We start from the raw sequence: 12,689 nt of genomic DNA on the forward strand, positions 1-12,689 counted from the left end.
CTCGCTCTATCCGGCACCACCCCCACCCCCAGCCCCTCCCCACAAGGGGGAGGGGAGGCGCGCACTTTTCAAAAATTGAGAAGTGTTAGACTGAATTTTATGGAATTACGCCGCCGCCGACGGGTTGAAGACCACATCCACCCAGTAATTCGTCTTGTTGTAGGTGTTGGTCGGGAACAGGCTGGAGCTGCCATAGGCGTAGACGCCGTTGCCCGTGGCCGGCGCGGTGAGCGGGCCGCTCGTCACCGCGGTGGCGAAGCCGTTCGCGGTCTGCGAGTAGCGGCCGACACTGGTGTGGTACGAGGCCGTGTAGGTGGCGCCCGCGGTGAGCGCGACCGGGTTCGAGAAGGTGGCGGTCTGCCAGCCGCTGGCGGTCTCGCCCGTGAAGGTCGCGGTGGCGAGCTTCTGCCCGGTGCTCGACCACAGCGTGCCGGTATGCGTCCCGGTATCCTGGGTGCCCTTGTAGAACTTGATCGCGCTGACCGTGCCGGCGGTCGAGGCCTGGAACTTCACGCCCAGCTCGACCGGATTGAGGTCGTTGGTGTTGGTCGCCGCCGGCGTCGCGGATGAGGAGAACAGGCTGACCGAGCCGGTGCTGGGCGCCAGCACCGTGAGCGCGACGCTCGCCGACGAGGTGCCGCCGCGCCCGTCCGAGATCGCGTAGGTGAAGCCGGCCGACCCCGTGTAGTTGGCGGCCGGCGTGAAGGTGATGGTGGCGTTGGAATTGAGCGCGACCGTCCCGTTGGTCGCCCCGCTCACCCCCGTCACCGTCAGGGGATCGCCGTTCGGGTCGGTGTCGTTGGCGAGCAGCGTGGACGTGGAGAAGGTGACCGGGGTGTTCTTCGTGACCGCCGGGCCGGTGTCGTTGACGGCCGTCGGCGCCTGGTTGGCGGCGCTGCCGTTCGGATTGAAGACGACGTCGACCCAGTAATTGGTGCTCTGGTAGGTGTTGGTCGGAAACAGGCTGGAGCTGCCATAGGCGTAGACGCCGTTGCCCGTGGCCGGCGCGGTGAGCGGGCCGTTCGTCACCGCGCTCGAGAAGCCGTTGGCGGTCGTCGAGTAGCGGCCGGCATTGGTGTGGTAGGAGGCGGTGTAGGTGGCGCCCGGCGTCAGCGTCACCGGGTTCGAGAAGGTGGCGGTCTGCCAGCCGCTCGCGCTCTCGCCCGTGAAGGTGGCGGTGGCGAGCACCTGGCCGCTGCTCGACCACAGCGTGCCGGTATGGGTGCCGGTATCCTGGGTGCCCTTGTAGAACTTGATCGCGCTGACCGTGCCGGCGGTCGAGGCCTGGAACTTCACGCCCAGCTCGACCGGGTTGGTGTCGTTGGTGTTGGTCGCCGCCGGCGTCGCCGAGGACGAGAACAGGCTGACCGGGGGGCTGGTGCCCGGGGCCGAGACCGTGAGTGCGACGCTCGCCGACGCGGTACCGCCGCGCCCGTCCGAGATCGCGTAAGTGAAGCCGGCGGCACCCGTGTAGCCGGTCGTCGGCGTGAAGGTGATGGTGGCATTGGCATTGAGCGCGACCGTCCCGTTGGTCGCCCCGCTCACCCCCGTCACCGTCAGGGTGTCGCCGTTCGGATCGGTGTCGTTGGCCAGCAGCGTGGATGTCGCGAAGGTGACGGGGGTGTCCTTCGTCACCGCCGGGCCGGTGTCGTTGACGGCTTGCGGCGGCTGGTTGGCCGTGCCGGAGGACGGGTTGAACAGCACGTCGACCCAGAAATTGGTGTTGCTGAAGGTCTGGGTCGGGAACTGGCTCGTGCTGCCATAGGCGTAGACGCCGTTGCTGCCGCCGGCCGCCGAGAGCGGGCCGCTGGTAACGGTGCTGCTGAAGTAGTTCACGTCGCTCGAATAATGCCCGAGGGTCGAGTAGTAGGAGGCGGTGTAGGTCGCGCCCGGAGTGATGGTGACCGGGTTCGAGAAGGTGGCGGTCTGCCAGCCATCCGCGGTCTCGTTGGTGAAGGTCGTGGTGGCGAGCTTCTGGCCGGTGCTCGACCACAGGGTCCCGACATGGACCCCGCGGTCGAGGGTGCTCTTGTAGAAGCGGATGCCGCTGATCGTGCCGGCGGCGGAGCTCTGGAACTTCACGCCGAGCTCGACCGGGGTGCTGTCGACGGTGTTGGTCACCGTGGGCTTGGCCGAACCCGGGAACAGGGTGAGGGAGGGCGAGGCCGTCACCGTCAGGCTGCGCCCGGCGGACGGGGTCTCCAGGTTGACGCTGTCGTCGCTCGCCCGGGTGCGGATCTGGTAGGTGCCGGCGACCTGTGGGGCGAAGGTGTAGCTCCAGCTCTCGTCGCCCTTGGCCGCGCGCCAGGTCGCGCCGTTGTCGGTCGAGACCTCGACGCCCGCGACCACGCCGCCGCCCGCATCCACCGCCGTGCCGGTGATCGTGACGGGCGTGAAGGCCGTCACGCTGGAGCCCGTATTCGGCGTGGTGATGGTCGAGGTCGGCGCGGTGTGGTCGGTCGAGGCGGTGGCGGGCGTCAGGTTCGGGTCGAGGGTGCCCGGCTGCACGCCCATGTCGGCGAGCAGGTTGACCATCGCCTGCTGGATCCGCGGATCGGTCGGCGTCGCCTCGTTGTCGTGGTTGGCCGACAGGCCCCAGGACCAGTAGACGGTGCCGGCGCCGAAGACGAGGGCGCCGCTCGGCGCGCGGTAGAGCGTCAGGCTGTGGGTCGCCGTGCCCTTGCCGGTGGTGTTGCCGAAATCCTGGAGATAGGTCGTCTCGTCGAGCGTCGTCGATGACAGGCGCACCAGCCCGGCCGGGGCCGAGGCGTTGTCGGGCGCCTCGTCCCATTCGTAGCCGAGATAGTTCTTGTTGAGCGAGGCGGTCTGGCCCGGCTGCAGGTTGGCGACGCTGGTATTGCGCCAGAAGCGCAGGTTCGCGTCGTCGTACGGCACCGTGATCGTGTCGAGTACGTAGGCGTCGACCTGGAACATCGTGCCGGTGAGCGCATTCTCGGGACTGTTGTTGCCGACCGTGCCGGCGGGTCCGCGGGGATCGCGCCAGGTGCCGGTCCACTGGTTGGTCGGGTCGAGGTTCTGGTTGTCGCTCCAGGTCTCCTTGTAGGAGACGAGCGTCCGGTACGGGGTGGCATCGCTGCTGATGCTGTTGGAAAACCGCGTGCGCCAATAGACCTCGTTGCCGCTCCAGAAGGCCAGGTTGACGCCGGCATCCCGCGCCGCCTCGACGTTGGCACGCTGCGGGCCCGACCAGTACTCGTCGTGGCCGACGTCGAGATACATCTTGTGGTTCTTGATCAGGCCGCCGTTGCGGTCGGCATCGACGCCCGACATGTACGAGACGTCGTAGCCGTTCTGCTCCAGCCACATGATCGCCGGGAACTCGGCACCGTAGATGTAGTCCTGGGGACCCGCCGCGAGGCCGCCGCCGCGGGTGGTGATCGGCCGGTTGTAGCTCACCGCGTAGGCGCGGCCGGCGCCCTGGCCGGTGGCTGGGCCGTTGCCGCCGTAGAAGTTGGCCCCGCCCCAGGGGTTGTAGGCCTGCCAGGTCTGGTCGGCGGTCTGGAAGATGATGTCGCTCGTGCTCGCATCGTCCCGGACGATGAACGGGATCTCGTTCTGTCCCGCCGTGCCGTCCTGGCGCGTCAGCTTGGCGATGTAGACGCCCGAGACCGCATCCGTGGGCACGGTCCACGAGGCGGAGATCGCCCAGTTCCCGGCATCGACCATCCCGGTCGCCGCGTCGCGCAAGGGATTCGGCTGGGTCTGCACCCCGGTATGCTGGATCGTGTCGATCTTGCGCGCACCCAGGCCGCCGTAATAGCCGAGCCGGTAGATGTCGATCCGGTAGTTGTTCGAGTCGGTATCGATCTTGAAGTTCACCGTCTTGCCGACATTGGTGCTGATGTCGGTGGCGAAGCCCTCGATGTTGTCGTCGCCAGAACCGTTGATGCCCCACTCGCTGACCGGGTTGCCGACCTTCTGGTTCTCCAGGACGATCTTGTTGGTGCTCGACGCGGTGGCGGTGGTGCTGAGCGAGTTGACGGTCAGGGAGCTCGTGGTGCCGGTGCCCTTCGTCGGCGCCACCGCGGTGGTGATCGGGCCGCTCATGCGCGGGATCTGGGTCTTGGTCGGGCCGGCCGTGGCGGTCTCCGCCCCGCCGGGCAGGGTGGTGACGGCGCCCATCGGCGCGCTGCTGCCGTAGCCGGGCAATTGCCCGCCCGCCGACAGGATGGTGCTCGCCGGCAGGTCGAGGATCCGGCTCGGGCAGCTCACGTAGCCGCAGGTGCCGCAGCAGAAGATCGCGTTCGAGGTCGCGGCCGGTCCCGGCTTTGCCGTGAGATCCTGGCCCGTCTGGACGGAGGCCGCATCGGGCACGCCGCCCGAGCCGACGGGCGCCGCGCCGGTGAGCGCCGCGACCCTGCTCGCGGACGGGGCATTCTCCGGCGCGTCGCTCCTGCCGACCGCGGCGGCCGGCGGCTCGATCGATCCCGCTGCCGAGAACGATGCATTCGTGCCGGTCTGAATGGGATTGAGCGCCGGATCGACGGTCGTCTCGTCGGAATAGAGCATGGCGTCTGCTTTCGACAAGAAAGATTCGCGGTGAACGGCACTGTCACACCTGGACCTGGATTGTGGAAGGAGCCTTAAGCCCGCGGCGCATGCAGCCTTTCGGCGCTGCCGACAACTGTCGCCTACGCCTTTTGACGGTGCTTCACGATTGGTGCACAGAGTGCTTGTGTCGTCGGCGCGCCGCGTCTGGACAGATCTGCGCAGCGCCAAGGAGAGGTCGGCTTTCGCAAGTCGTCGCGGGTATCGATCGGTGGATCGTCTTGGCCGCCGCAATCATCCGGCCCGGGTCGATTGCCCGTATTGTCTGTCTGGACTGCCGGTCACCGACGCATCGCGAGATCGGGGCACAGCTTCGCGGTCTGCAACACCGGCTCTCATCGCCGGCCGTCACGCCATGTCTCACATCGGGACGATCATTCATCTTATGTACGGCGACCAATCGAGACCACGCGACCGCCCTGAAGACCAATCCGCATGCTCTCGATACGGCCGAGTTGCTGCGCTGCATCACGAGCGTGAGAGTTGTCGGGCCGGATCTCTTGGCGCAACGACGGCCGAATGCCGCTCCGGCCGCCATTCACTGCACAGATTTTACCGGTCGGTTCCCGCGAATCGGCGACCCATCCCGGATCGCTGCCGAATCACTTGATAAAGTATCGACAAGACTACAATGGTTAACCTAGGCTTGACACCCGAACATTGCTACTTATTGTCCGGCTCGCACATCGGATCGGGCCCCGGTCGGGCGCTGATCTTTTGACGATGATGCATCGATGCCGCCGCGTTCTGCGGTCCGGCACCCGTTCCACAGATCTGGACGTGATACATGGCTTATGAAACGGTCGCGCAGCCTTTTGCGCCGAGCAGCATTTGGAACACCCCGATCGGGTCGAACGCCCAGTTCCAGGCTGCATCCGGAGCGCAGACCGCCTCCCTCCAGCATCAGGCCGGCGTCAACACCTGGATCGGCCAGGATGCGATTCCGATCTATCAGGCCAAGTCGACCGACCCGATGGCGACCTGGAACTACGACAGCCGCGGCACCAACGCCGACTGGACCTTCGGCAACACCTCGTCGATGAACGGTTCGTTCCAGATGCGGACGCCGACCGACGTGCAGTTCAAGACCGGCGACGGCTGGGCGATCATCGTCTCCGAGGACGGCCAGCACTACATCGAGACCTGGCTCGGCGCGAAGACCGGCACCAACAGCTACCACGCCAATTACGTCGTCGAGAACACCCTGACGGGTGACGGCATCGCCAACGTGCCGGGCGCGCACGAGGGCATCCGTGCCGCCGGCATGTCGCTGATGGGCGGCGTGGTCCAGAAGGCGGACCTCGATGCCGGCCATATCGACCACGCCGTGGCGATGGCGATCTCGACCACCCAGGCCGGCTCCAGCAGCACGCCCTATGTCTGGCCGGCGACCTCCGCCGACGGCTTCAGCGGCAGCTATTCGGGCTCCATCCCCCTCGGCTCGCTGTTCGCGATCCCCAAGGACGTCGACCTGACCAAGATCGGCATCACGACCTCCGAGGGCATGGCCCTGGCCAAGGCCTACCAGAATTACGGCGGCTACGTCACCGACACCGCCGGCCCGAACACGCTGCAGCTCGCCTATCTCGAGAAGGGCGTGAGCCAGACCCAGGTCGACAACCTGTTCAAGGACATGGGGGCGATCCGCTCGCACCTGGAAATGGTGACGAACAACACCGCCGCGACCCCGGCGGGCGGCGGCGACCACAGCGTGACCGGCACGCCCGCCACCACGACGCCGGTCACGACCGCCCCGGTCACGACCCCCGTGACCGTCCCGTCCACCGGCAGCACGGCGCAGCCGAGCGTCAGCCTCGGCAGCGGCTCCGACCAGCTGCTGCTCAAGATCAGCCAGGACGCCTATAACGGCAACGCGCAATACACCATCTCGGTGGACGGCAAGCAGATCGGCGGGGTCCAGACCGCGAAGTCCCTGCACGGTGCCGGCCAGTCCGACCTGATCTCGGTCCGCGGCGACTGGGGCCAGGGCGACCACGACGTGGCGGTCAAGTTCCTGAACGACGCCTGGGGCGGAACGGACGCGAAGGACCGCAACCTCTACGTCGACAGCGCCAGCTATCACGGCCAGGACGTCCCGACCGCCCACCTGACGCTGGCGGATAACGGCGCCAAGCACTTCACCTTCCACGACTACCTCGTCTGAGGGGCGTGACGGCCCCGCCCGCCGGGAGGTGGGCGGGGATATTCGCGTCTCGTGCGGTCCCCAAAAGATCTGATCGGATCGAGATTAAGTCACCTCTCCCCGCGGGCGGGGAGAGGGCTGTGTTCCCGTGCAGGGAACGCAGCGAGGCGGCAGCCGAAGGTGAGGGGGTGGTGCCGGAGGGGCCTCATCCGGAGACACCCCCTCACCCTCGCCCTGCGGGCTTGCCGCTGACCCGACAAGGGGTCAGCAGCCCTCTCCCCGCCCGCGGGGAGAGGGGAAACCCGCGCCTCATCGATATTCGAAGTTCAATCGGAAATTGCCTCACTCATTCCCGCTGCGCCGCCTGCCCCGTCCGGGCCCGTTGCCGCGCGCCGCCGAACGGAGCCCAGCCATCCCGTGACATCCCCCGATTCGCACGTCTCCCTGGCCGGCGCCGCCCGGCGCGCCCGTGGCCTGACCGCGCCGGCCCTGCACCGGCTGCGCGATCGCTTCGCCTCCACCGGGCCAGCCGGCCAGCCCGAGCCCGGACATGCCGCGCCCGGCGACGACGGCTTGCGCCACGACGCGCTCACCGCCTTCGGCCTCGGGCGGTCGCGCGCGGCCTCGGCCCCGCCGATGGTGGCGGCCCTGGCGCGGCTGCGCCACGTGATCCTCGGCGTCGCGGTCCTGAGCGGGGCCGTGAACCTGCTGGCGCTCGCCGGCTCGTTCTACATGCTCGAAGTCTACGACCGGGTGATCCCGAGCCGCAGCGTGCCGACGCTGGTCGGCCTGAGCCTGATCGTGCTCGTGCTCTATCTGGGCCAGGGCTATTTCGACCTGATCCGCTCGCGCCTGCTGCTCCGCGCCGGCAAGGCCTTCGACGAATCCTTGAGCCGGAACGTCTTTCGCGCCGTGGTCACCCTGCCGTTGCGCGGGCGGGCGGAGGCCGACGGCCTGCGGCCGATGCGCGACCTCGACCAGATCCGCTCCGCCCTGGCCGGCGGCGGCCCGGGCGCATTGTTCGATCTGCCCTGGATTCCGGTCTATCTCGGCCTGCTCTTCGCCTTCCACGTCTGGATCGGGCTCACTGCCCTGTTCGGGGCGCTCGCGCTCGTCGGCCTGACGGTGCTCGCCGAGATCCTCACCCGCCACCACGCCCGCGACGCCCGCGAGGCGGCGGCCGCCCGCGGCTTCGTCGCCGAGGCGAGCCGGCGCAACGCCGAGACCGTGCGGGCGATGGGCATGGAGCCCGACCTCGCCGGGCTCTGGACGAAGGTGAATGCCACGTCGCACGCCACCCAGGAGCGCACCGCCGAGATCACGGGGGCGATCCACAACATCGCGAAGGTGCTGCGGGTGGTGCTGCAATCGGCGGTGCTCGGCGTCGGCGCCTTCCTGGTGATCCGCCAGGAGGCGACGGCCGGCGTCATCATCGCCGGCTCGATCCTGAGCGCCCGGGCGCTGGCACCGATCGACCAGGCGATCGGCTACTGGAAGACCTTCTCCGCCGCCCGCGAATGCTGGCGCCATCTCGGGGCGGCCTTGAACGCGGCCGGCGAGGAGCCGGAGGGCCTGACCCTGCCGGCGCCGCGCGAGGGGCTCACCGTCGAGCAGGCGAGCGTCGGCCCGCCCGGCGGGCCGCGCCTCACCGCCCTCGACGTCAGCCTGTCGCTGGCGGCCGGGCAGGGGCTCGGCATCGTCGGGCACAGCGCCTCGGGCAAGTCGTCGCTCGCCCGCCTCCTCGTCGGGATCTGGCCGGCGGATCGCGGCGCGGTGCGCCTCGACGGGGCCCGCCTCGACCAGTGGCGGCCGCGGGATCTCGGGCGCCATGTCGGCTACCTGCCGCAGGAGGTCGAGCTGTTTCCCGGCACCGTGGCGGCCAACATCGCGCGCTTCCGGCCGGGGGCCGAGGCCGACGGGATCATCGCGGCGGCCAAGGCCGCCCGGGTCCACGACCTGATCCTGGCGCTCCCCGAGGGCTACCAGACCCAGATCGGCGAGCGCGGCGCGCTCTTGTCGGCCGGCCAGCGCCAGCGCCTGGCGCTCGCCCGCGCCCTCTACGGCGATCCCTTCCTGGTGGTGCTCGACGAGCCGAACTCGAATCTCGACCAGGAGGGCGAGGCGGCGCTCACCGAGGCGATCGCCGGGGTGCGGGCGCGCGGCGGCATCGTGGTGGTGGTCGCCCACCGGCCGAGCGCGCTGGCCGCCCTCGACCAGGTGATGGTGATGGCCCAGGGCCGCGTCCAGGCGCTGGGCCCCCGCGACGAGGTCCTGCCCGCCCTCAACCGCCCCCGCCCGATGCCGGCGGAGCGCCCGATGCAAGGCATGCAGGCCGGCTCGGCGAGCTTCGCACCGGCCTTCACCCTCAAGGTCGCCCAGGGAGGGCGCGCGTGATGAGCCCGATCACCCCTGACACGCAGGCCTCCATCCGCCGCCACCTGCTGGCCGGCGCGATCGGCGGCGCCCTCCTGTTCGTCGGCGCCGGCGGCTGGGCGGCCACGGCGGAATTCTCCGGCGCCGTCGTCACCGCCGGCTCGCTGGTGGTCGAATCCGACGTCAAGAAGGTGCAGCACCCGACCGGCGGCGTCGTCGGCGAGTTGCGGGTGAAGAACGGCGACCGGGTCGCCGCCGGGGACGTGCTGCTGCGCCTCGACGAGACGGTGGTGCAGGCCAACCTCGCCATCGTCACCCGCTCGATCGACGAATCGACCGCCCGCCGGGCCCGCCTCGAGGCGGAGCGCGACGGCGCCTCGGACCTCGCCGTTCCGGCCGAGCTGACCGCCCGTTCCGCCGACCCGGTGGTGGCGAGCCTGATCAACGGCGAGCGCCGCCTGTTCCAGACCCGGGCGAGCGCCCGCGAGGGCCAGAAGTCGCAGCTCGCCGAGCGCGTCGGCCAGCTCGACGAGCAGATCCGCGGCCTCGACGAGCAGATCGCCGCCAAGGCCCGCGAGATCACCCTGATCGAGCGGGAACTCGGCGGGGTGCGCGACCTGTGGGAGAAGAAGCTGGTGCCGATCCAGCGGGTGAGCGCGCTCGAGCGCGACCTCGCCCGGCTCGAGGGCGAGAAGGGGACGCTGGTCTCCACCATCGCCCAGGTGCGCGGCCGGATCACCGAGACGCGGCTCCAGATCCTCCAGATCGACCAGGACCTGCGCACCGAGGTCGGCAAGGAATTGGCCGAGATCCGCAGCAAGGTGTCGGAATATGCCGAGCGGCGCATCGCCGCCGAGGACCAGCTGCGACGGGTCGAGATCCGTGCGCCGCAGGACGGCCTCGTCCACCAGCTCGCGGTCCACACGGTGGGCGGGGTGGTGGCGCCGGGCGCCGAGATCATGCAGATCGTGCCGACCGCCGATCATCTCGCCGTCGAGGCCAAGCTCGCGCCGCAGGACATCGATCAGGTCCATGTCGGGCAGGCGGCATCGTTGCGGTTCTCGGCCTTCAACCAGCGGACCACGCCGGTCGTCATGGGGACGGTGTCGCGGATCTCTCCCGACCTGACCACCGATCCGCGGACCGGGCAGGGCACCTACACCACCCGGGTCGCCGTGTCCGACGCCGAGATGAAGCGTCTCGGCACGGTGCGCCTCACCCCCGGCATGCCGGTCGAGGCCTTCATACAGACGGAAAGCCGGACGGTGCTGAGCTTCTTCACCAAGCCGCTCACCGACCAGGTCGCGAGGGCATTCCGGGAGAAGTGAGAAAAGGGAACCGAGGGCGAGGCCCGTCCCGCGCGGGACGGGCCTCGCGGCGATTGCGTCAGCCGCCGATGGCGCCGGTCACGCCGACCACGGCCACCAAGAGCCCGCAGGCCAGGACACCGATCATCGCGTAGGTGATGGTCTTCAGCATCAAGGGTCCTCGTCATGCCGGGTTGGTTGGTGCCCGCCTCACGCAAGCGACGCGCCAGCGCGTCGATCGGGGGCGGGCGGCTCCGGGATAGAACGACGAACGCAGCGGAAGGTTCACCGCACCGCACAAACCGCGCATGCCCGATTGAGACGGGGGCGTCGGAATGTGCGGTGGCGCACGTTGCGGATGATCCTCACAGGTCGCGCGCCCCGCACCCTTCCCCCGTCTCGGCAGGGCTGGCCGGGGAAAGGGATGCGATCGCCCGGGCCTCCCCGGGGCCGCGTCGGCACCTCACTCGATGCCGAGCTTCGCCTTCAGCAGCGCGTTCACCGCCGCCGGGTTGGCCTTGCCGCCCGTCGCCTTCATGGTCTGGCCGACGAACCAGCCGAGCAGGGTGGGCTTCGCCTTGGCCTGCTCGACCTTCTCGGGGTTGGCCGCGATGATCTGGTCGATCGCCGCCTCGATCGCCCCGGTATCGGTGACCTGGCGCAGGCCCCGGCTCTCGACGATCTGGCGCGGCTCGCCGCCCTCGCTCCAGACGATCTCGAACACGTCCTTGGCGATCTTGCCCGAGATGGTGTTGTCGCCGATGAGGTCGACGATGGCGCCGAGCTGGGCGGCGGAGACCGGGCTGTCCTCGATCGACTTAGCCTCCTTGTTCAGGCGGCCGAACAGCTCGTTGATGACCCAGTTCGCCGCGATCTTGCCGTCGCGGCCCTTGGCCACCGCCTCGAAATAGTCGGCGGAGGCCCGCTCGGCCACCAGCACCGTCGCGTCGTAGGGCGACAGGCCGTAGGCCTCGATGAAGCGGGCCTTCTTGGCGTCGGGCAGTTCCGGCAGGCCGGCGGCCAGCCCATCGACGAAGGCCTGGTCGAATTCGAGCGGCAGCAGGTCCGGATCGGGGAAGTAGCGGTAATCGTGCGCCTCTTCCTTCGAGCGCATCGAGCGCGTCTCGCCCTTGGTCGGGTCGAACAGGCGGGTCTCCTGGTCGATCGTGCCGCCATCCTCGATGATGGCGATCTGGCGCCGCGCCTCGACCTCGATCGCCTGGCCGATGAAGCGGATCGAGTTGACGTTCTTGATCTCGCAGCGGGTGCCGAAGGGGTCGCCGACCTTGCGGACCGAGACGTTCACGTCGGCGCGAAGGTTGCCCTTCTCCATGTCGCCGTCGCAGGTGCCGAGGTAGCGCAGGATGGTGCGCAGCTTCGTCACGTAGGCCTTGGCCTCCTCCGACGAGCGCAGGTCCGGCTTCGAGACGATCTCCATCAGCGCCACGCCCGACCGGTTGAGGTCGACGAAGCTCATCGTCGGGGACTGGTCGTGCAGCGACTTGCCGGCATCCTGCTCCAGGTGCAGGCGCTCGATCCCGACCGTGATGCTCTCGCCGTCGGGGAGGTCGACCAGCACCTCGCCCTCGCCGACGATCGGGCTCTTGTACTGGCTGATCTGGTAGCCCTGGGGTAGGTCCGGGTAGAAGTAGTTCTTCCGGTCGAACACCGAGCGGTGGTTGATCTGCGCCTTGAGGCCCAGACCCGTGCGCACGGCCTGGGCGACGCATTCGCGGTTGATCACCGGCAGCATGCCGGGCATCGCGGCGTCGACCAGCGAGACGTTGTCGTTCGGCTCGGCGCCGAAGGCGGTCGGCGCGCCGGAAAACAGCTTGGAGCGGCTGGTGACCTGGGCATGGATCTCCATGCCGATCACCACCTCCCAGTCGCCCAGCGCGCCCTTGATCAGCTTCTTGGGGTTCACGGGAGCGTTCATGAGGGTCTCGGATTCTCGCAGGATCGTCCCCTCTCCCGCAGGAAAGAGGATGGTTTCCCGACTAGTAGGAAGGGCCGCGCGAAGCCGTCAAGCGCGCGGCGCGATCGTCCGCCGGGCGGTGTAGCCGACGATCGCGTAGATCAGCGCCGCCGCGGTGCGGACGGGGAAGAAGGTCGGGAGTTCCCGTCCGATCGGGGCCGGCCAGGGCACGCCGATGCCGGTCAGCACCCACGACACCAGCACCGAGCCGACCAGCGCGATCATCGCGACGAGGACGACCTTGCCGAACTGGTCCGCCTTCCAGCCGAGATACAGGGCGAGCCCGATCAGGACGGGATCGAACGCCGCCATGATCCAGACT

6 protein-coding genes are annotated in these 12,689 nt (G+C 69.0%); 3 read left to right on the top strand and 3 right to left on the bottom strand.

Going from position 1 to position 12,689, the window contains the following annotated elements:
- Nucleotides 1–105: 105 nt before the first annotated feature.
- Nucleotides 106–4,548: a DUF4082 domain-containing protein gene (locus tag F1D61_RS30780; protein ID WP_246775619.1), complete on the bottom strand. Its 4,443-nt coding sequence runs from the start codon at nucleotides 4,546–4,548 to the stop codon at nucleotides 106–108.
- Between the two features lie 808 nt (nucleotides 4,549–5,356).
- Here F1D61_RS30780 and F1D61_RS30785 point away from each other — a divergent pair.
- The 3 genes from F1D61_RS30785 (at nucleotide 5,357) to F1D61_RS30795 (ending at nucleotide 10,413) form a co-directional block, all read left to right on the top strand.
- Nucleotides 5,357–6,733 carry a carbohydrate-binding domain-containing protein gene (locus F1D61_RS30785; RefSeq protein ID WP_246775620.1) on the top strand — a complete coding sequence of 459 codons (1,377 nt, stop codon included), beginning with the start codon at nucleotides 5,357–5,359 and terminating at the stop codon, nucleotides 6,731–6,733.
- A gap of 396 nt (nucleotides 6,734–7,129) precedes the next feature.
- On the top strand, nucleotides 7,130–9,106 hold the full coding sequence (locus F1D61_RS30790) for a type I secretion system permease/ATPase (RefSeq protein WP_246775621.1): 1,977 nt from the start codon (nucleotides 7,130–7,132) through the stop codon (nucleotides 9,104–9,106).
- Nucleotides 9,106–10,413 carry an HlyD family type I secretion periplasmic adaptor subunit gene (locus F1D61_RS30795; protein WP_203155712.1) on the top strand — a complete coding sequence of 436 codons (1,308 nt, stop codon included), beginning with the start codon at nucleotides 9,106–9,108 and terminating at the stop codon, nucleotides 10,411–10,413. The genes F1D61_RS30790 and F1D61_RS30795 overlap by 1 nt, the downstream gene beginning before the upstream one ends.
- Before the next feature lie 442 nt (nucleotides 10,414–10,855).
- Here F1D61_RS30795 and gatB read toward each other — a convergent pair whose 3' ends face one another.
- A complete protein-coding gene (gene gatB / locus F1D61_RS30800; protein ID WP_203155713.1) occupies nucleotides 10,856–12,328 on the bottom strand; it encodes an Asp-tRNA(Asn)/Glu-tRNA(Gln) amidotransferase subunit GatB in 1,473 nt (490 codons plus the stop codon).
- Nucleotides 12,329–12,415: 87 nt separating this feature from the next.
- A complete protein-coding gene (locus tag F1D61_RS30805) occupies nucleotides 12,416–12,679 on the bottom strand; it encodes a hypothetical protein (protein ID WP_203159361.1) in 264 nt (87 codons plus the stop codon).
- Nucleotides 12,680–12,689: the final 10 nt, after the last annotated feature.

Source organism: Methylobacterium aquaticum, assembly GCF_016804325.1.
GTDB lineage: Bacteria > Pseudomonadota > Alphaproteobacteria > Rhizobiales > Beijerinckiaceae > Methylobacterium > Methylobacterium aquaticum_C.